This window comes from Paludibacter sp. 221 (genome assembly GCF_010501035.1).
In the GTDB taxonomy this organism is placed as follows: domain Bacteria; phylum Bacteroidota; class Bacteroidia; order Bacteroidales; family Paludibacteraceae; genus QVMH01.
Genome location: NZ_QVMH01000022.1, coordinates 1 through 20,996 on the forward strand (window position 1 = coordinate 1; position 20,996 = coordinate 20,996).

The window sequence follows — 20,996 nt, forward strand, 5'->3', positions numbered from 1 at the left end:
CTCTCTCTCTCTCTCTCTCTCTCTCTCTCTCTAATAAAATAGAGATAACGGCAAACATTTTAACGTTTGCAAAAGCATTTTTTTGAGATGATATTTGTAGAGAAAGATTCATTTTTCAATTTTCATTCTTCATTTTTGCTCGAAGAATGTGGGTGCAAAAATAAAGGCTTTGTTTTTTTACGGCAAATATTTAACGGAAGAATAAGATAAATACCTTTTTCGTCAGAACAAGCAAGGTATAATATAAAAGAACGAGGCTTTTCACAAAGCCTCGTTCTTTTTCAATAGGTATTAGTTTCTTTAAAGGTATAAAAAAGATTGTGTTGTTTAGTTAACCATTGCAAAATAACAGCGAAAAATCGAGTTTGACAAATAAAAAAATATGTTTTATAACCTGTTTTCCGACCTTTTCCAAAGTCTCATTTCTCATGTTTATCTCTAAACGATTAAAAATGAGAAAATTGTTATAACACCCGATTTTTTTCTAATTTATTTATTTCTTCACAGGCAGAAACATTTTCCCAACCCGCTTTGCTTTAAAGTTTAAATGTACATAAAAATCTCATACAAACCTGAAAGAAGCATCTCCTTTTTCAAGTATAAAACAGGGAACGCTATTGATTTATAACTTGTACGGTAGCACATGCCATAACTCCGGCAGTTTCAGTACGCAGCCGGCTATCTCCTAACGACACAGGCAAAAAACCCTTGGATAACGCCATTTCAACCTCTTCTTTACTGAAATCTCCCTCCGGCCCGATAAGTATCAAAGAATCTGTAGTTTTTTTGCAAGCATCTCTAAGCAACAGCTTTTTCTCATCATCGTAACAATGGGCTATGAAACTCTGTGAAGCTACACTATCCCTGACAAACTCCTCAAATTTCGCCAAAGGGTTAAGGACGGGGAAGTTTGATTTTTGCGACTGTTTTGAGGCCGATACTATTATCTTCTGTATACGTTCGGGCTTTATTACCTTTCGTTCCGAATACCTTGTGATAACAGGCGTTATTGCATCAACCCCTATCTCAGTAGCTTTCTCTACAAACCACTCAAAACGTTCAATATTTTTGGTAGGAGCTACAGCCAGATGCAGTTTATAATTACGCTTTCCTATTTCGGGCAGCACTTCTACAATCTCTACCAAGCAATGCTTAGGATGTGGTTGCACTACATAGGCTCTGAAAAAGCCCCCCCGCCCATCTGTGATATTTATTTCACTACCCGCTTGCAAGCGCAACACCTTTACCGCATGCACCGATTCTTCTTCGGGCAAAACGGGGTTAATGGAAATATCCGGAGCGTAAAAAATCATAGAAAACAAAAATCCCCCGAAGGGGATTATTATGATAAATTATTATTAAATAATCGATTAAGAGTAAATCTCTTTTTTAGCTGCCAAAAGCGTATTTTTAAGCAACGACACAATCGTCATAGGCCCTACGCCACCCGGTACAGGAGTTATGTAAGAACACTTTGGAGCAACCTCGTCAAACTTCACATCGCCGCTCAGGCGGAATCCGCTTTTCGTTTTATCCGAAGGAACACGTGTGGTACCTACATCAATCACCACAGCACCTTCTTTCACCATTTCGGCAGTCAGGAACTCAGGTGCTCCCAGTGCCGCGATAATAATATCGGCTTGCAAGCAGATATCCTTTAAGTTTTTGGTACGGCTATGGCACACTGTAACAGTAGCATCGCCAGGATAGGCTTTTTGCATCATTAGCAACGCTACAGGCTTTCCTACGATATTGCTTCGTCCTATCACCACACAATTCTTTCCGGAAGTCTCTATCTCATATCGTTTCAGAAGCTCCAGAATACCCGAAGGAGTTGCCGATACATAACAAGGCAACCCTATAGACATACGCCCTACATTAATCGGATGAAAACCGTCTACATCTTTGCGGTAATCAATAGCTTCAATCACTTTTTGTTCTGAAATATGCTTAGGTAACGGCAACTGCACGATGAAACCATCTATGTCCTCGTTGCTGTTCAGTTTATCAATCTCGGCAAGCAATTGTTCTTCGGTGATTTTTTCTTCGAAAGCAAGCTTTGTAGAAGTAAACCCTACTTGCTCGCACGATTTCACTTTGTGTGCCACGTACGTCTCACTTCCGCCGTCGTGACCAACAATGATTACGGCAAGATGAGGGCGTTTTTTTCCCTCTGCAATCATTTGCTTTACTTCTTCTGCTATTTCGGCTTTTACCTGGTCAGAAATAGCTTTACCATCTATTATTTTGTAGGACATATCTGATTTTTTTTTGGACAATAGTTATAAAAGGTCTACATCTTTCAAAAAAGCGAAAATACAACAGACTGAAAATCAACCAGTTATCTTCTTTTTCCCATTTTCATTTTTCCCTTATTCATAGTAGCACGCATCATCTTGCTGGTTTGCTCAAACTGCTTCAGCAAGCGGTTTACCTCTGCTACAGTTGTACCACTACCAGTAGCAATACGTTGTTTGCGGCTTCCGTTCAAAGCACTCGGATTTGAGCGTTCATACGGGGTCATCGAGTAAATTATGGCTTCAATTCCTTTGAAAGCATCGTCGTCTATCTCTACATCTTTCAACGCCTTTCCCATACCGGGAATCATCGAGGCAAGTTCCTTAATGTTACCCATTTTCTTTATTTGTTGTATCTGCGAGATAAAGTCGTTGAAATCAAACTGGTTCTTGGCTATTTTCGATTGCAGGCGGCGGGCTTCTTCTTCGTCATATTGCTCTTGTGCGCGTTCTACCAGCGACACAATATCGCCCATTCCCAGAATACGGTCGGCCATACGTGAAGGGTGGAACACATCCAGTGCGTCCATTTTTTCGCCCGTACCCACAAATTTAATTGGCTTGTTTACTACCGAGCGGATAGAAAGAGCAGCACCACCGCGCGTGTCACCATCCAGTTTTGTAAGTACCACGCCGTCAAAATCGAGACGGTCGTTAAATTCTTTTGCTGTGTTTACAGCATCCTGTCCGGTCATTGCATCCACTACAAAGAGTATTTCGTGAGGGTTGACAGCTTTTTTGATAGCTTCAATCTCATTCATCATCTCCTCATCTACAGCCAAGCGTCCGGCAGTATCCACAATTACAACATCGTTCTGGTTTTGCTTGGCGTATTTTATCGCATTCTCGGCTATTTTTATAGGATTTTTATTTCCTTCTTCGGAGTAAACAGGTATATTCAACTGTTCGCCCAACACTTTCAACTGCTCGATAGCTGCAGGACGATAAACGTCGCCCGCTACAAGCAAAGGCCGCTTTGCCTTTTTGGTTTTCAGCATATTAGCCAGCTTGCCCGAAAAGGTGGTTTTACCCGACCCTTGCAAACCCGACATCAAAATAACAGCGGGATTGCCTTTCAGGTTAATATCAACACTTGTGCCGCCCATCAGCTCGGCCAATTCGTCGTGAACTATTTTAACCATCAACTGGTTAGGTTTCAGCGAGTTCAGCACATCTTGCCCTAAGGCCTTTTCTTTTACGGTTTCGGTAAATGTTTTTGCAGTCTTATAATTTACGTCAGCATCGAGCAGAGCTTTACGAACATCTTTCAATGTTTCGGCAACATTTATCTCGGTTATTTTACCCTGACCTTTTAGTATTTTAAACGACCGTTCGAGTCTTTCACTTAATGATTCAAACATAAATATATAATGTGTTTGTTTTGAATAATAAACAGATTTTTAAAGAGGTGCAAAGTTAATCATAAATTTACAAAATACAATGTATTAAAAGAACAGATGTTCTATCAGTATTTTAGCGCCAATTCCGACAAGTATGATTCCTCCCAACACCTCCACTTTGAAAGTAAATTTTTTCCCAAAATAAGTACCGATAAATACCCCAACAAAAGAAAAAAGGAAGCTGACTAAAGCTATTATTATTACGGCAACATATATCCATTCGGCAAAAGGTGCAAGTACAACTCCCGTAGCCAAAGCATCTATGCTTGTGGCAATGGCTAAGGTTATCAATCCTTTCCACCTGAAGTGCTTCTTTACAGTATCGGGGCCGTCACAGCAATCTTCGTCTTTCTTAAAAGCCTCCATAATCATTCTCACCCCAATAAATCCAAGCAGGACAAAAGCTATCCAATGGTCGAAAGCCTTGATTTGCTCCGCAAAAACGCTGCTAATGTAGTAACCTATAAGCGGCATAACTCCCTGAAACAGTCCAAACAGGAAAGCAATACGCAGTGCATACCCGAAATGAAAACGCTTGGTACAAATCCCTTTGCTTATCGACACAGCAAAGCAATCCATAGCCAAGCCTATCGCCATTAATATAATAGTTAATAAATCCATGATTACAAAATACTTAATAATTTATGATTTTAAAACTTACAATTGCATTCAACTTGATAATCGGCAGTAATGCGTTAAAAATAAATTATTTTCACCAACTATCTGCTTTACAGAAATATACAAGAGACTATATTTTTTTGATTTAGTTCCATGACAAAAATTTCACTTCAACTCTTAAAGTCCCGTAGGAACGACAGTTTGGCAATAGTCGGTTCCTTACATGGCATTCGCGTGCCGTAGGTACGCTACCCCGTTGCAAAAGTTTCGCACCTATGGCACGAATAACACCTGTCATAACACCTTATTACCAAACTTATGCTCCTACGGAGCTTTTGATAAAAAACACAGAGCACTATTTCCAAATCAGCGGTACTACTTGACAATCAATAGTTTTAAAACCCAGTTATAGGTGTTTTATAAAGCATGCCGTGTTATATATTTGGAGGTATTTTAAAAAGCATGCTCCTGCCTGAAAGGCAGGATTTGCATATGGAAGTTCGACTTTTCAAGTCAGCATACTTTTAAAATATATATATAATTCCCTAACAGCTACTTAGAGAAGTTTGCTCCTATTTTCATTACTTCATTCTCAAAATCGTCCTTATTAACAAAAGACTTATTACGGATTCGGGTTCTGTAATTATAGACTGTACGTATGGAGCAACGCAGAAATTCCGCTATTTGTGTGCTATCGGTTATTCCCAACCTGATTAATGCAAAAACCCTCAACTCTGTATTAAGAGAGTCATTATTTTTTATATTAAAGCGTTCATCTTCAGGTAGCAATTTATTAAATTCCTCTACAAAACCGGGGTAAAGCCTTAAAAAAACTTTATCAAAAATATCGTACAGATTCTTAAGTTCCTCCTCAAGCATATCGCGCGACCTCAATGATTTTGCCAGTTCTTCGAACTGACGGTCAATCACCATTTTATTGATCGAATGCTGGTATTTTTCCAGTTTTTTTATATAAACAGAACAGATGTTCAAAAACTCTCCGATATATGTCTCTTTCAAAAGGTTGGCTTCCGATAGTGCATTGTTTGTCCTTACCATATCATCATTCAGACTTTTCAACCGAGTGTTTGTTTCGGACAAATGACGGCGGGCCTTCGCCAGTTTCCCCAGTTGGATAATAACAAATACAATAATAATAATCAATATAACGGAAAGGATACCGATAAAAAACAACATGCCTGCAAGTTTACCATTCTGTTCCTGTATCTTATCATTATAAGCTTTTTCTATTATAGGAAAAAACTGCGACACCTTCAATGTTTTCATACTAAGGTTAGCAAACACAGCATCTTCCATCGATTGATACACGTACTTGTACGCCCGTTCAGTTTCATTGGTTTCATAGCAAGACACTGCAAGTGCCAAAAACGATTCATGCTCTTTCACAGCATTTTTCATATCGGCAATAGCAGATATTACAAAATATTTTTTCTGCATGGCATAGTCATTCTCTCCACGGTATGTGCACCCTATCCAATAAGCCATCATAGCTTGCAAATGGCTGCCATCTTCCGTTTCATCAAAAATCGGCAACAGTATTTCCCGTGCCTTTGCCCACTCTCCGGTATCCATCAATTTCTCGGCAAGCGCATATTTGTATTGTCTCGACCCTTCTTTTGTCAATACAAACAAAGAGTCTTGATAATTCAAATAAGGTTGGTTGTTTAAAACATTACCCGACAGATAATTATAATAAAACTGTTTACAAGCTGAATAATAATGCGTCAAAAACTTTTCGGGAATAGCAGGGCGGTTTATCGAATTAAGTATATCCAGGGCATCCAGATACAGCCCGGCCTTGGAATAAAGCTGGATAAGCATCAATTTCGATTCTAATATCCAATCTTCGTTGTTTAGCTCCTCCGCAATCTGTAGGTTTTCCCGGGCATACTTTTTAGCCGAGTCGGGTATAAAACTCAGGTACTCATTCTGCAAATCAGTGTGAATACGATAGATTTGTTCGGATGTGACATTAGGGAGCTTCAATATTTTCTTAAGTTCATTTATCCTCGCCTCCTTTTGCTCTACATATATTTCTTTGTTTTGTATAGTGGAGTCGAGTAAAGCAAACAGAGAACTTAATTCACTTTTCTGAGAAAGCAAAGAAACAAACGGTAAAAAAGCACATAAAAGAATAAGAGAGTTCCTCATAACAAGATGTATTAACCTGCTTAGTTACAAAGATAGAAACTATCTTTGACTTTCTGCTTATTATGACACAAAAAGAGATTGCCTGCCAATTACAAACAATCTCTCCCTGCTAATTAAACGCTTATAAATTACAATCTTAATTCAACGGATTGCCATAAGGTACTCTGACCCATAACTCATTCACATACCGCCCACCACCAACGGGGTATTTCAGAATCAAAAATTTATTATGCAGTATTTCGTAAGTCATTTTATTATCAGTCCCGCTAAATTCGGGAGATGTAAAAGAACGCACAACATGCTCTGTATATTCCGATTCGGAAAAGCTGTATGTACCATTTGCCGTAATATATGTACCACGGTTGTTGCGGATAATATTCGTAAAATCTCCTATACGGTCAACAATTTTATAGGTAGAATAAACAATTGGATTGTAGCCGCTTAACAGCATCTCTTTTGCAGGAAACTCCTTACTCAACTGCCACACACCCTGCAATGCGGATTGGGGCATAGCCTGTGAAGCAACAGAGTTGTTTTTGGAGGATGAACAACCGATAAAAGATAATACCAGAACAAATACGACAAATAATAGATTCTTTTTCATGATTTTGAATTTTAGAGATTAATATCAATAATTATATTTCTCATTCAATTTTAATTCATCGGATTCCCATAAGGCACTTTCACCCAAAGTTCGTTAAACTTATTTCCTTCTTTCACGTAAACAAGTATAAGGTACTTATTCTGAATAATCTCATACTTCATCCTGTTATCTGACGCACTATAAGAAGGCGATGTAAACGAGCGGTCGACATATTCAATATATTCAGTTTCAGATATACTGTATTTACCATCGGCCGTGATATGCGTACCCTTGTTATTACGAATCATATTCGTAAAATTTCCGCATTTATCAATAAACTTATAGGTAGAATACACATTAGGAACACTCCCCTTCAGCAACGCTTCTTTTCCTATCGCATCTTTGCTCAACTGCCAGACACCCTGTATATCAAATGCTTTCATCGTTGTAACCGGATCGCTCGTTGTTTTCAAATCGTTAACCCATACTACTCCATTTTTAGCGTTCGCATCATTCCTTACATTTTTATCCCTTATTGCCGAAACAACTATTATCAATGATATTATAACAACAAAAAATGAAATGACCAAAATCCGTTCCGATAACGACAAGGAGCGGAAAAAGCCCGATAGCTTTGAAAAAAAAGAATGCTGCTCTTCAATTTGCTGGTTCACAGCATCCTCTTTTAGCTGATCTTGTTGTCCCAATGTATTGAAATCCTCTACCGAGTAATCCAATGCGTTAAATATCATTTTAAGAGTGTAAAAACGAGGTGTCGCTTCGCCCGACTCAATCCGCTGCAAACTACGTATGTTTAAGTTACACTGCTTTGAAAGTTCTTCCTGAGTTAAACCTTTAGCTTTCCGAAGCTCAGCAATTTTTTTTCCTAATTCCGGTTGTTTCATATCCGCCTCCCTCCGAAACAAAAATATAGACTACTACAAGATTTCAAGCATTTTTCAGCCGATTTTGATACGGTTTTTTCACGGTTTTTAATCATAACAAACTACATATAAGCATTTTAGAATAACAAAAAGTACTACAAAAAGAATCTAAATTTATAAAGCTATTTTCCCAATTTCATCCATTCGCCGTCCCTATATACATATATAACGATTAAAAATAGAATTTATCACATATAAATGATAAAAAATTGCCCCGCTAATTTGCGGGGCAATAAAAATATAACATTCAGTATTTTCAATTTCTACTCTTACTCCGCTGTAATTTCAATCACCCTGCTGTTTGTTTGTCCTGTTGTGAACACGTTCAATCCTATTTTCATCAGAAAATCGCCTGAGAATGTTTCTCCATTTCCCCTCATGTTGGATTTACGTTCGGGAATAAGGTTGATTTCTTCTATTTTGTATTTTTTGTCAGGGTCAAGTCCTTGTAGCTTTACCGACATTGTTTTTTCACCCATGCGAGGGTGAATATCATAAGAAAACAAAACAGCTTTAGTTTTTTCTTCATTAGCATACATCACCGACATGTGGTTTGTCTCATAAGGAGAAACCAAACGATACTGGTCACCATCCAGAATAACAGGTTTCAGGCGTTTATAATCGGCTACAGCCTGTTGACAGAATTTCTGGTCGGTTTCGCTCATTTCGTGGGTGCGGATGTCAAATCCCATTTTACACATCATAGCCACATCTACACGGAATTTTATACTGGTACGACGATTCCAGCTTGTTACGTGGGCATCCATCGACTTAGCCGGAAAAAACTGTGAAAAGCCCCACTGTATGTAAATACGCTCGATAGGGTCGGTATTATCACTACACCAAAACTCGGTAAAGTACTTAAGCGATTCATAATCGCATCGTCCACCCCCTCCGGCGCAAAGCATCATCGGCAAATCGGGATATTTCTCGTTCACACGTTTGAACACATTCACCACCCCTCTGTTGTGGTCTATATACAACTGGTTTTGTTTTGTTTTCAGGTATGGAGAATAAATATTGGTTATAGGGCTGTTACAATCCCATTTAAGAAATGCTACATCCGGATTTTCACTCATAATATTATCCACTACGCCAAAAACAAAATCCTGCACCTTAGGATTGCTCATATCCAGCACCAACTGGCTGCGATAATAATAAGGCTCACGGTTTGGCAAGCGTATTGCCCAATCGGGGTGTTTTTCAATCAATTCACTCTCAGGGCTAATCATTTCGGGTTCTATCCATATGCCAAATTTCACACCGTTTTCTTTGGCCTTTTCCACCAAAAACGGAATTCCATGTGGAAGTTTGTCTTTTGTAACATCCCAATCCCCTAAAGTAGTAGTCGCTTTTTCGCGTGGGTATTTATTGCCAAACCAACCATCGTCCAACAGAAACATATCAACGCCAAGCATCCTGGCCTCGCCCATAATATCTACCAGCTTATCCTCATCAAAATTAAACTGTGTTGCTTCCCAGTTGTTGAGCAGGGTCAGACGGTCACCTTTCCCATCTTTCAACTGGTAATTGCGCGCCCATGTGTGAAAGTTACGGCTTGCCTTGCTTGTGCCGTCTTTACTGATTGTAAAAATAAACTCAGGCGTTACAAAATTTTCTTTTGGTTTCAGCTCATAGTTTGATGCATAAGGATTAATTCCCGATATAATACGCAGGTTACTTGAATTGTCTACTTCAAATGTAAACTGAAAATTACCCGACCAGGCTAATGTACCAAGTACAACCGTTCCTTGTTGCTCTTGGGCTGGTTGCCCTAAACCAACCTGAAAAAACGGAGAAACGTGCATAGCGGCCCGCGATCCAAGTTTTGTTTCAAGTATTTTTTTGCCGAATTGTAATTGCTGGGTACTCATACGTGCTTCCATAGCCCAGTCGCCGCTAAATTCAGTCAGGTAATAAGCAGGGCTTTCAAAATAAAGCATAGACGACGCATAACGGCTTATAGTCACAGGTTTCTTTTCGGTATGGTTAATTTCAGTCCAGGTTTTTATTATGTTCTCTTTGCCGAAAGTATGATATACGAGCTTTACATTTACAGGATAAACGTCATCCTTCAAGTTGATAACTGTTTCGGTCACGTTGTCGTCTATCTTATTTACTTCATGCGAAACATAACGAAAAATGGATGTCATATTTCCATCGTTATGCTGGATGGCAAAAGCAGGTTCGAAGAAATCTTCAGCCCCCGATGCCGGATACACTTCCCAACCACGAGCCGATACGCTTCCTTCGGAACCGCCTTTGAGGCTGAACGAAAGAGCTTTAAATTCTGATTCATTCATCAGTTTATCGCCCAGGTAAGCCTGATAAACACGCTTGCTTTGAGGTGCAACACGGATAACCAAGTCGATATCGTCAGTTGAGATACGAATAAACTCAGACTGGCTTATTAATGGGAGAGAAAATAAACCAATCAAGAGAAATGATAAAAAAAACTTCTTCATTTTAATAGTGTTTGATATTATTGAGTTAATACTACTTTTTTAATACCGTCATTTAGGGTGATGATATCTATCAATGTACAAAAAATCACATTATTTCACGATAAAATTATTCGTACCCGGTTGTACATCAAAAACAGAGGATTTATCATGAAACAGAACTGTCAGTTTATATGGCTTATCCGACTGAACTGTCAGAAACGCTTTTGCTTTTTCATTTCTGCGTTCATTACAAATAACAGAAGTAGTGATGTCCGCCATACGAAGATTTTCAACTCCATGCCTGTCAGTACGCCGTAGGTCATAAGTCAAAATTTTATCCGCTCCATTTAAGCGGAACCCAAGCACATTCTCAATTAACAAGGCAATAGGTCCCACACCAGTCCAACCCACAAAATTGGTTCTGCAAAACTTGGTCGAATCATAGTCATGTGTTCCCGGAACAAATTTTCCGTCTATTTTTTCAGGAGCATAATTCTCCCACAAAGTGCCCGTTGTCAGAAACACCTGATACAACCCTTCTATATATCGCTCCGAAGCCTCTTTTGCAAAAGCGTTATCGCCTACCTGCTCAATACCTTTAATTGTAGCATAATTTGTAGGTGCCCAAACCGCACCTTGCCAATAGCCACCGTTAGCATGATATTCGGGGTATGATGCCGCCAACGAAGGAAAAGGAATATCTTTCCAGAACAAAGCAGGATTTTTTAAATTGTTTATCAAGGCTTCACTTTGCCCGGCAGATGTAATTTCGGCTAACATAGGCCAGAAACAGGCTATTGTTTTCCATTTGGTTTGCACTCCGGCAGTATCTACATCGTAATACAGGCCATCTTCTTCATTCCACATCCAATAATTAATCCTGGCTGCAATCTCGGCAGATTTCTTTTTATATTTCTCTGCTTTTTCAATGTAGCCTAACTCCTCACAAATAACAGCAATGTTATTGCATTGAATTACCATCTGGCTCGACATGTCTACCCAGCCCTGATGGTCGGAAGCCCAATGGGTCCTTTTTCTGCCATTGTCTCTCGGAGTATTATCCATCCCCGAAGCCTGCCCATTACTCCAATACAATTTATGCGGCGTATCCTCTCCTATCCTTGCTTTTTCTACAAATTCAAAGTATTTTTCCAAAACCGGAAGTATGTGCTGAAAACGAGACTTATCGCCTGTCACTTTGTAATTTTCAACCTCAGCCCAGCTAAACAAGGGAGGATTGATTAAATTGGAATTATTGTCGTCAAACCAGTCTTTTCCTGTTATTTCATCTATCCTGCGGCAGATACTGCCATTTAATTTTTGACGGCAATAAAAGTTATCAAAGGACCGGATGCCGGGAAAAATATGATGTGCATATTTTCCAAACATTGTCATAAATATAATATCCCACTGAAAAATAGAATTATCAAAGGCCTCGTCATACCAATTCGAAACAAAAGGAGAACCCTCTACCGGAGCTTTAATATTGTTGAACAGCAACTGCCAGCATTTATCATACATATCTACCCACCCCTTATTATTATCCAATATAGGCTTGGGTAGCAAATGTTTATTATCTTCATAAGAAGGAATTGGTTGCGGCACGTATTTTTTCTTATAAAAATATGCTCCCCTCTCCTCCGGTTGAGTTATATTATTATTTGAAGAATTATGATTTATCCCTTCCGAAGCGGGAAATGAGCCATTTGCCTGCAAAAAAAATGTAAAGCAAAAAAGCAGGGATAGTATTAATGATTTTTTTTCCATTATCATAATTCTTAAAATACCGCCTTATTTCACATACAGATACACCGATGCACTGTCAAAACGTTTCTTACAATTAAAATCAAGCCCTTTTTCCATCAGTTCTTTTCCTGAAAGTGTTTTGCCATTCTGAATACAAGCGGCAGCATCTGCCGAGTCTATATTCACTTCGTCAATTGTATAATTTAAATCGGGATTTAAGCCTTGCAATGCTACATTTAAGCCTTCGCTCGAATCGCGAACCTGATAAACAAAAACAACAGCTTTTTCCTTTTTATCATTCTCCACATACGAAACAACCGAACGCGATGTTTCGTAAGGCGATACTAAACGGTATAAATCGCCCAACTGTACTACAGGGCGTAGCTTTGTTTTATACGCTTCTAATGATCGTTTTGTTATTTTCTTTTCCTCTTCCGTCATTTTCAATGGATTGGCATCCATACCCAAACAGCCACTCATCGCTACGTCAAACGCAAATTTAAATGGTTGATGCCCCATGTGTGTTACGTGTGCTCCATGCGTTTTTGCAGGAAAAACATGTGACGCTCCCCATTGAACGAACACTCGTTTCAACGGGTTAGTGTTATCACTTGTCCAGAACTCATGGAAATAGCGCATTGCTCCATAGTCGCAACGTCCGCCACCGGCAGCGCAAAGCATCATTTGCAAATCAGGATTCAAGCGAACCGATTCACTGAATATCCGGTATAGCCCGCGAGTATATTCATACCACAAATGCTGCTGTTTATCTCCAAGATATTGCGAATACGGATTGTGAAACGGGCTATTGCAATCCCATTTTACAAAAGTAATACCCGGATTGCTTTTCAGTATATTATCAAATGCGCCGATACAAAAATCCTGCACCTGAGGATTAGTCAAATCCAACACATACTGCCCACGTTGCAAATGCGGGGTACGCTGAGGGTCAGTCAGCAGCCACTCAGGATGCTCTGTTACAAGATGCGCTTCCGGATTGGCCATTTCCATCTCTACCCAAAGCCCAAAATCAATACCTACCTTTCCGGCCGCTTCTATCAGAGGCTTCATGCCATCAGGGTGCATTTTTGGGGTAGGATTCCATTCGCCAAGTACACGCGCCTTATCCGGCAATCCGAACCAGCCATCGTCAAGCAAGAATAGTTCAAAGCCTAAATCATGGGCTGGCTGTAAAAACGGAATAATTACATTATCGGCAGTATTCATTCCGGTAGCTTCCCAGTTGTTGAATATTGTACGAAGTTCCGTTTCCCCATCGCGTATACCATAGGCACGAGCCCAACGGTGCAGATTGCGCGAAGCCTCGCCCTTACCCTGCGTAGAATAAGTATAAATCAGCGAAGGGGTGATATAACGCCGACCTGCCGGCAAAGTATAATCGGCCGACCAAGGGTTAGTACCCGAAACAACTGATAAATAGCCGTAAGTGGTCAGTTCAAATTTCAGTTGATAATTGCCCGACCAAGCCAGCGTCCCGGCAAGCACTTCGCCCGAAGTTTCAGTAGCCTGTTCGTTCAAAGTAATCATAAAATGCGGCTGCCGTCCGTTTGAGCTGGTTATCCCCCAACGGTTTTCTATCACTTTTGAGCCTACTGTCAGCGGATATTCGTCTACATTAAATTCGTTCATCCAGTCGCCTGTAAATTGTGTCAACCAGTAATTGCGCGTACGGCTACGCAATGTCAGAGCTGACGATGCGGCCTGTTTTATGGTCACATCGCCTTCCTCATTATGATAAACTTCTGTCCATTGCTCTATTACATTTTGCTTTGCATAGGCTTTGTAATACAGCTCGGTATAAAGCGGATATACAGAATCTTTGAGTTTAATGTATGTAAGTGTTATATTATCATCCACCTTTGTAGTCTTATGCTCTACGTATTTCAACATGGTAGATGTGTGCCCATTATGATGTACAACATGTAAGGCAGGTTCTCCCCAATACACTATTTGTTTACCGCTTTGTATAGTTGAGTAAGCCTGTTCTTTCTGTACACCCGAAGCAAAAGTAACTTCCAGACCTGCTTTTCGGCCTATGTATTGTTGCATGAGGTTGTCCTCAGCATCCACCGACAACAACAACAAATTATTGTCCGTACTGATTTCTATTAAACGACGGCTCGATACTGCAACCGGTTTACCCTCTTTCATATCAAAGTAAGCCTCTGCCCAGTCTGCATGATCATTACTTATGCCATCGCCGCCCGACAAAGCCTCAAGTACTAATGTTTGCACCCCATTCAAGTTAATGTTAACTTTTTTAGGTTTGTCTCCTTTACGCATCAGGGGCGACTTGAACACCTCTTTATCGTCGGCCGTTATCCTAAACACAACAGACCCAGCCGAAGTAACTTCATCATCTACACCTACAAGGGCTGTAAAACGAGCGGCACGCCCTTCCAACGCTATCATCATTTTACTATCGGCATGCGTGCCTACTCCGTTCCGGTACACTTTGCCACCCATCGTCAGCGGGTTTCCATCTATGCTCCTATTAGCTTTGGCCGAGCTCCAGCCTGTAGTCATCATACTTAGGTTAAGTTCACTCAACGGGATTCGATTTTGAGCCAGCAGCACTACCGGCAACAGGATAAAAAGGCTAAGAATAATTTTTTTCATAAAGGAGAGATTTTCTTTTCAAGGATAATTTAAAATTTTGATTGTATTTGTTTTTTCTATTCTACCGAAAAAGGACGACCTAAATTAACCTTCACCCACAGTTCGTTAGTCTTACGGCTCATAACAGTCCCATCAGGCATCGGGATTTTATTCTCGTAGGTCAGCACCATACGGTTTTCATCTAAAAACATATAAGACAACTCATTAGTAGCACCATCGTGCAGAGGATTGGATGTAGATCTTTCTACATATTCAACATACCTATTTTCAGAAGGGTATATCTTATATATCCCAACAGCAGTCTGAACTGATTTAAAGGGGATAAAGCCCTCATTTCCTTTCAGGCTATTAGAAACTGATAGGGAATTATGAGACAAAAAGAGATTAGTAAACGTTCCGTCGCCGCTTATCAGCTTAAAAAACGGCAAACGAGTATTATTAAACATATAAACCAACTCGTCCACACTTCCGGGGTAATCCATACACATTTGCCATACACCTGTCAACGGATGTTCGGTATATTTGCTTTTGTTATTTCCCGAGGAGCAACTTGCACCAAACAAAATAGTTACAAAAAGAACGAAATAAAGTTGTTTCTTCATGACATAGCTTATTTTAGTTTATAATTGAGAGACTGTTTTTAAATATATATCCACCTATTTTATACTATCTGCCACATTGTTTTTTGAGACTTCAAAAGGATTGCCATAAGGAACTTTCACCCACAGCTCGTCCACTTTCTCATTAATAATAAGCCCTTCATAATCTGTCTTCGTAGGATAAGAAAGTTTCAGGTATTTTCCATTTATCAGTTCACACTGCATCACGTTTTTATAGTTATCATGCAGCGGGTTAGTGTACGATTTTTCCACACACTCCACATACTCGCTCAGAGAAGCTACTTTATAAGTACCATACACAGTGATGTAAGTATTGCGCGACAGTATCATATTGGAAAACCTGCCGTTATCAGAAATAATTTTATACTGCGGCATCCGTGCATTTTCATAAGGGGCTATAGTAGGCATACCGTCGTACGAAGTACCACATAGCTGCCATATCCCTACAAAATCGGAAACTACCGGTACTTTCTTGGTTTTATCATTACACCCGGCTAAAAATAACGCCGCAAAACATACAAAAAACACAATCCTTTTCATTTCTCTAAAAAATAATTAATGCCTACTAAAAACAGTTTGAGGGAGGGCATGAGACAAGCCCATGCCCTTGCTATTACTACAATGTTGCTGTTCCTATTATATTCACAACTCTGGTTTTATCTTTATTAGTCCAATGAGTTGCTTTTCCGTTGTCTGTCGAGAATTTAATCTGATATTCGGGCAAATCTTTTATCGACACCTCATTGTCCAACACAGTCAAGCCTACTTTATATGTTCCTGCTGCAACCTGAGGATTTACACTACCCGATATTGTATGTACAAGCAATTCGTCAGGCTTATCCACAGCCCAAGGCTGCCATGCTTTCGGGTTCACATCATCCAGTTTTATTTCTTTGGCTATCTGGTTGTTCGAATCTATCAACACCAAAAATACCGACTTCGGGTTATGTACGGTAGCAAATCCGGTGTTAGTTACACGAATATCGTATTGCAACTTTTCTCCGTCCTTATTAAAAGTTGCTTCTTTTACATTGAGGCGATAACCTAAATGGTCGCGAACGAACTGATAAAACGAACGAATTACAAACTTACCATCTTCTTTAAAATAATCCTGATCGAAGAAAATACCCAGACGCTCCAATTTTGCAGGATAAACCTTTACAGTTCTCCAATACTTGATATTGTTGTAAAAGTTTTGTGTTATATCCATCGCCACATAGTGGTGCAATTTCAAAATCGGGAATAAACCATCTGTATCCAACATAAAATCGAGCCCCCATGTTGGGTCGGTTTTTCCTTCGTGAGGTACCTCGCCACTTACATAAGCGTCAAAAGATTCTTTTGCCACTTGTTTGTATTGGTCATCTTTCGGGCAACCAAAATCGCTTCCTCCACATGCCATTGGGTGTTGGCCTCCGGTAAAGTAGTCATTATTAAAACCAATACGATTATAATCATCGGCACTTATCTCCGGCTTTAAGCCATTTTTACGAGAACAATAACGCATCTCCATACCATAACCTTCGGGGATACCGGCAAGTAAGGCTTTCATTATAGCATTGTTCTCCGAAGTAGAAAAAGAGGGGGTCCATTCGCCCCATTGCCCGATAAACCCGGACTGAATAACTGAGATTACATCAATATTTTCCGTTATCACCGGAGCCAATTGTTGCGCATGCTTCAATGTTCTTTCAGCCGTAGGATAAAGGTTTTTGGGCAATGTATGCTCATTACGATAAGCAAAACGTAGAATTGCTTTATAACCACTGTCGCGCAACGTTTGGAACAGTGTTTTTATATTATTAATTGCCGATTCGGGTATAACGTCAACTTCGCGAAATTCCTGCAAATACATATACAATTGAGTAAGTGTAATGCTGTCTTCTTCTGTTTTCAGTTCTTCAGTTCTTGTACGGATAAACCCATCAGGATAATATTCAAAATCTTCGTCTACTTCCAGTATTTGTCCTACTCCTGAGCCATATGGGTTAAACATAGTTTCAGGCGTGCCGGCTGTAATCACAAAGTTACATTCCAGATGAAGTCCTCTGTCCGGATTTCTCAGAGCTTCTTTACTTACAATATCTTCGGATGCTTTTGATGACAGAAACAGGCTCTGAGCCATTAAAAAAGAGGAAGAAGATATTATCAAGATAAAAAATAAATTAATCAGTCTTTTCATGATAGTTCCGATTTATTATTTAACCAATACTTTTGCTACTTTACCATCCGCTTTTACCAGATAAACTCCCTCCGGAAGCTCATAATCTTTATTCACCTGTATTCCGTTTATATTCCAAACTGTAAAATCGTCACAGCCAACTACAATAATTTTCCGATTCCGGGTATAAACAACGATATTATCACTATCTACCGACGGAATATCTGTTGTAATCTCCCCAGTATGTACAAAAGTCCAAGCAAATCCCGAATTCTTAGAATTTTTAATGTATACCTCAGGGTAAGTAGATGTATTATTACCTACATACAGGTATCTCGTAGCACCATCCTTTTCTTTGCCCGATATTTCATATTGCATGTCGCCTATGTAATTCAACAACCAACCGTCGCTATCTGTAAAATCGGTGGTATATTGTACATAGCTGAAAATACCCTCCTGTACCGAGTTGGTCTGTATTATATTGCCGGTTGCTTTGTTTACAAATTGAACACGTTCATCGGCAGGGTCTGTACTTACTTTTACAGCCTTCCAATACTGAGATTTATTTTTTTTATCAACATCTTCAATCGAGAACTTCACATAAGGCTTGCCTTGAGAGGCAACGTCTGTGATAGCTTTGTCTTTATAGTTCTCCTGAGTATTTGTAATAAAATACCACACTGATTTTTCGTCGGTACTTATTTCTACATTAGGGTCTTCGTATGCTACAAAGCGGAAATAAGAATTACTCTCGGTATTCCATTGTGTATCAACAAACATGATGACAAAATCACGAACACCATCGGCCGAGTTGGCTTGGTGAGCATACACCTCAGCAGCTTTACCTCCCGTTGGTGGTACGGTAGCAACTATCTGACAATAGTTCTTATTCACCCTACTAAACTTCCATTTTGTTTTAGGCGCATCGCTGACAGTTGTAATGTTAATATTTCTGGGTGCAGCAGCATAAGATATCTCCAGTTTTTTTCCGGTAGCTTTATTTATTATATCGTATTCTTCGCCGGTTTTCTCAAAACGCCACAATTGCGGGTCAACATCTATTGGTTTAATTGAGGTTGCTGTTGGCCGTCCGTACACTTCATCTCCTTCTACAGTATAAACCCTGTTTGCCCGCACTCCTTCGCCCAACACCTGAATATGATACCAAACAGGATTGTCGGCGCTACTATCTTCGGGCAAAAAGTCGGAGTCATTATCCAGATTTTCGGCCAATATAAACGAAAACTGCGAGTTAGCGGTGTTATTATATGCACTCGATTCGAACATAACTACATAATTACGGCTCCCGTAATCATTTGCCTGATGTGCATATACATTAGAATCACCTCCCCCCGAAGCTGCTTTAGACGATTTAATATTATAATAATCATCATATGCCTCGAAACTAAAGGTAGCCGATGATTCGGTAGCAAGCGCTGCATGGCTAATCGACTTGGACGAGTCATATGCGATATCAAGCTGTTTTCCGGTTGCTTTATTTATAACTCTGTATTGCGAACCGGTTTTCTCGAAACGCCACCACTGGGTATCCTTTTGCGATTGGTCGTCAGTGTAGATTACCGCACGTCCATATACTTTCGTATCATTTGCAATAGTTGTGAAAACTCGTCCCGCACGCTCTCCTTCGCCGGTTACTTGTATATAATACCAAACCGGACTATCAGCCGTGCTGGTTTCTGGCAACTGAGCTTTAATCTCGGGTATAAAAATCAAAGCAAGCAACAAAATAAAATAGAATACTGACCTTTTCATTTGATTGTTTTTTTGGGTAATTTATAGTGTTTTTCAAAAAGTTATATTTCCAATAATATTTACCATACGGGTTGTATTTTTCCAATGGCTTACCTTACCGTTATCCGTTGCGAATTTGACACAATATGCAGGATTATTCTTTATCGATTCGTAGCTATCCGGAATCCAGATACCAACCTTATATGTTCCTGCAGCTACATTAGCTTCGACCGAACCGGAAAGGGAATGAACCAATAAATCGGCTGGTTTGCCTTTAGCCCAAGGCTGCCAGTCGCGAGGCTTAACATCATTAAGCGGCAACTCTTTCACAAGCTGGTTGTTTGAATCAATCAGAACAAGATAAACCGGTTTAGGATTGAGCACTGTAGCAAATCCCGTATTGGTTATTTCTATATTATATTTTAATTTACTTCCATCTTTTTGGAAAGTAGGAGTATTTACAACATTTAAACGGTAACCTAAATGGTCGCGCACAAACTCATAGAAGGAACGCACTACAAATTTTCCGTTTTCCTTGAAATAATTCTCATCAAAAAATATATTATTCCTCTTCAACAGTTCGGGTTGTACCTTTACCGTTTTCCAGTAAGTAATGTTATCCTTGAAATTCTGAGTAATATCCATCGACGAATAATGATGGTCTTTCAGCACTTTCAAAACCGTAAGCGGATCCATAAAAATATCGAAACCCCACGGCGGACCTTCGTTGTAAGGTATCTCTCCACGCATATGATAGGTAAATGAAGTCTCGGCCACATGGTTATAATCACTACTATACATGCACCAGTCGCTACTTCCGCAGTTCTTTAGCCCTGTAGTAAAGTAATCGTTACAAAACCCGATGTAGTTCATCTGGTCGGCAGATAAAACTGATTTCAAATCATTACGGATATCAATATAGCGCACCACCATACCATAGCCTTCGGGTATGATATTGAACATGGTTTTCGCTATTGTATTATTATTAGTTGTCGAAAACCGGGGAGTCCATTCGCCCCATGTACCCAGCAGCCCTACTTCGACAACAGATACAACATCCCAATTGGCCTGAATCAAAGGTTTCAACTGCTCCAAATGCCCCATAATGCGGTCGAAAGTAGGATTGTCTCCCGAATGGCCATTGCCAATGGCACCATTATCACGACTGTAGGCAAAACGCAATATAGCCTTTACATTATGTGTACGCAAACCGTTAAACAGCGTTTGTATATTATCCAAACCTGCTTGGTTTATGTCTTTATCCCAAAACGAGGTTAAATATATGTACAACTGAGTAAGGGTAATGGCATCTCCTTCCGACTGAAAGTCTTCATTACGGGTATCCATGAAACCATCAGGATATTTCTCACTTCCAACCTGCCCCTGACCTGCTCCACGTCCATAGGGATTCGGGATATATCCAACCTCATCGGTAGCCTGATAGATAGACTCCAGATGAAACCCCCTATCAGGATTCCAAAGAGGTGTCTTATGCACAATATCCTCCGAACCCATCGAAGCCAAGAACAAATTTTGCGCTTGCATTAACGGCATAAGCATAAACACGCTTAATGCAACAATAATAATTTTCTCTATTTTCATTATATATTATTTATTTT

Annotated in this window: 15 protein-coding genes; all 15 read right to left on the reverse strand. The window is 39.7% G+C overall.

The features are described 5' to 3' along the window. Positions 1 to 614 precede the first annotated feature (614 nt). Positions 615 to 1,313 carry a 16S rRNA (uracil(1498)-N(3))-methyltransferase gene (locus tag D0T49_RS06510; protein ID WP_163629792.1) on the reverse strand — a complete coding sequence of 233 codons (699 nt, stop codon included), beginning with the start codon at positions 1,311 to 1,313 and terminating at the stop codon, positions 615 to 617. A 57-nt stretch (positions 1,314 to 1,370) separates the two neighbouring features. Next, on the reverse strand, positions 1,371 to 2,258 hold the full coding sequence (folD, locus tag D0T49_RS06515; RefSeq protein WP_163629793.1) for a bifunctional methylenetetrahydrofolate dehydrogenase/methenyltetrahydrofolate cyclohydrolase FolD: 888 nt from the start codon (positions 2,256 to 2,258) through the stop codon (positions 1,371 to 1,373). 83 nt (positions 2,259 to 2,341) lie between these two features. Next, positions 2,342 to 3,658 carry a signal recognition particle protein gene (ffh, locus tag D0T49_RS06520; RefSeq protein ID WP_163629794.1) on the reverse strand — a complete coding sequence of 439 codons (1,317 nt, stop codon included), beginning with the start codon at positions 3,656 to 3,658 and terminating at the stop codon, positions 2,342 to 2,344. 84 nt (positions 3,659 to 3,742) lie between these two features. Continuing rightward, a complete protein-coding gene (locus tag D0T49_RS06525) occupies positions 3,743 to 4,318 on the reverse strand; it encodes a manganese efflux pump MntP family protein (protein WP_163629795.1) in 576 nt (191 codons plus the stop codon). Positions 4,319 to 4,867: 549 nt separating this feature from the next. Further along, a complete protein-coding gene (locus tag D0T49_RS06530; protein WP_163629796.1) occupies positions 4,868 to 6,487 on the reverse strand; it encodes a DUF6377 domain-containing protein in 1,620 nt (539 codons plus the stop codon). Between the two features lie 136 nt (positions 6,488 to 6,623). Continuing rightward, positions 6,624 to 7,091 (reverse strand): DUF4488 domain-containing protein, encoded by a 468-nt coding sequence (locus D0T49_RS06535; protein WP_163629797.1) that lies wholly within the window; start codon positions 7,089 to 7,091, stop codon positions 6,624 to 6,626. A gap of 50 nt (positions 7,092 to 7,141) precedes the next feature. After that, a complete protein-coding gene (locus tag D0T49_RS06540) occupies positions 7,142 to 7,975 on the reverse strand; it encodes a DUF4488 domain-containing protein (protein WP_163629798.1) in 834 nt (277 codons plus the stop codon). A 308-nt stretch (positions 7,976 to 8,283) separates the two neighbouring features. Beyond that, a complete protein-coding gene (locus D0T49_RS06545) occupies positions 8,284 to 10,479 on the reverse strand; it encodes an alpha-galactosidase (RefSeq protein WP_163629799.1) in 2,196 nt (731 codons plus the stop codon). Between the two features lie 90 nt (positions 10,480 to 10,569). Further along, a complete protein-coding gene (locus D0T49_RS06550; protein WP_163629800.1) occupies positions 10,570 to 12,225 on the reverse strand; it encodes a trehalase family glycosidase in 1,656 nt (551 codons plus the stop codon). A gap of 24 nt (positions 12,226 to 12,249) precedes the next feature. After that, on the reverse strand, positions 12,250 to 14,844 hold the full coding sequence (locus D0T49_RS06555) for an alpha-galactosidase (protein ID WP_163629801.1): 2,595 nt from the start codon (positions 14,842 to 14,844) through the stop codon (positions 12,250 to 12,252). 56 nt (positions 14,845 to 14,900) lie between these two features. Then, positions 14,901 to 15,446, reverse strand: a complete 546-nt coding sequence (locus D0T49_RS06560) for a DUF4488 domain-containing protein (RefSeq protein ID WP_163629802.1) — start codon at positions 15,444 to 15,446, stop codon at positions 14,901 to 14,903. Between the two features lie 54 nt (positions 15,447 to 15,500). Further along, complete coding sequence (locus D0T49_RS06565) at positions 15,501 to 16,004, reverse strand: DUF4488 domain-containing protein (protein ID WP_163629803.1); 504 nt, start codon at positions 16,002 to 16,004, stop codon at positions 15,501 to 15,503. A gap of 76 nt (positions 16,005 to 16,080) precedes the next feature. Further along, positions 16,081 to 17,646, reverse strand: a complete 1,566-nt coding sequence (locus D0T49_RS06570; RefSeq protein ID WP_163629804.1) for a DUF4874 domain-containing protein — start codon at positions 17,644 to 17,646, stop codon at positions 16,081 to 16,083. Positions 17,647 to 17,661: 15 nt separating this feature from the next. Further along, positions 17,662 to 19,398, reverse strand: a complete 1,737-nt coding sequence (locus D0T49_RS06575; protein WP_163629805.1) for an RICIN domain-containing protein — start codon at positions 19,396 to 19,398, stop codon at positions 17,662 to 17,664. 33 nt (positions 19,399 to 19,431) lie between these two features. Then, a complete protein-coding gene (locus D0T49_RS06580; protein ID WP_163629806.1) occupies positions 19,432 to 20,979 on the reverse strand; it encodes a DUF4874 domain-containing protein in 1,548 nt (515 codons plus the stop codon). Positions 20,980 to 20,996 lie beyond the last annotated feature (17 nt).

What these genes read in the sequence shown, in the direction of transcription:
- D0T49_RS06535 (WP_163629797.1), bottom strand. Translation starts at nt 7,091, where the DNA reads ATGAAAAAGAATCTATTATTTGTCGTATTTGTTCTGGTATTATCTTTT.
- folD (WP_163629793.1), bottom strand. Translation starts at nt 2,258, where the DNA reads ATGTCCTACAAAATAATAGATGGTAAAGCTATTTCTGACCAGGTAAAA.
- D0T49_RS06525 (WP_163629795.1), bottom strand. Translation starts at nt 4,318, where the DNA reads ATGGATTTATTAACTATTATATTAATGGCGATAGGCTTGGCTATGGAT.
- D0T49_RS06570 (WP_163629804.1), bottom strand. Translation starts at nt 17,646, where the DNA reads ATGAAAAGACTGATTAATTTATTTTTTATCTTGATAATATCTTCTTCC.
- D0T49_RS06575 (WP_163629805.1), bottom strand. Translation starts at nt 19,398, where the DNA reads ATGAAAAGGTCAGTATTCTATTTTATTTTGTTGCTTGCTTTGATTTTT.
- D0T49_RS06560 (WP_163629802.1), bottom strand. Translation starts at nt 15,446, where the DNA reads ATGAAGAAACAACTTTATTTCGTTCTTTTTGTAACTATTTTGTTTGGT.
- ffh (WP_163629794.1), bottom strand. Translation starts at nt 3,658, where the DNA reads ATGTTTGAATCATTAAGTGAAAGACTCGAACGGTCGTTTAAAATACTA.
- D0T49_RS06510 (WP_163629792.1), bottom strand. Translation starts at nt 1,313, where the DNA reads ATGATTTTTTACGCTCCGGATATTTCCATTAACCCCGTTTTGCCCGAA.
- D0T49_RS06555 (WP_163629801.1), bottom strand. Translation starts at nt 14,844, where the DNA reads ATGAAAAAAATTATTCTTAGCCTTTTTATCCTGTTGCCGGTAGTGCTG.
- D0T49_RS06530 (WP_163629796.1), bottom strand. Translation starts at nt 6,487, where the DNA reads ATGAGGAACTCTCTTATTCTTTTATGTGCTTTTTTACCGTTTGTTTCT.
- D0T49_RS06540 (WP_163629798.1), bottom strand. Translation starts at nt 7,975, where the DNA reads ATGAAACAACCGGAATTAGGAAAAAAAATTGCTGAGCTTCGGAAAGCT.
- D0T49_RS06580 (WP_163629806.1), bottom strand. Translation starts at nt 20,979, where the DNA reads ATGAAAATAGAGAAAATTATTATTGTTGCATTAAGCGTGTTTATGCTT.
- D0T49_RS06565 (WP_163629803.1), bottom strand. Translation starts at nt 16,004, where the DNA reads ATGAAAAGGATTGTGTTTTTTGTATGTTTTGCGGCGTTATTTTTAGCC.
- D0T49_RS06545 (WP_163629799.1), bottom strand. Translation starts at nt 10,479, where the DNA reads ATGAAGAAGTTTTTTTTATCATTTCTCTTGATTGGTTTATTTTCTCTC.
- D0T49_RS06550 (WP_163629800.1), bottom strand. Translation starts at nt 12,225, where the DNA reads ATGGAAAAAAAATCATTAATACTATCCCTGCTTTTTTGCTTTACATTT.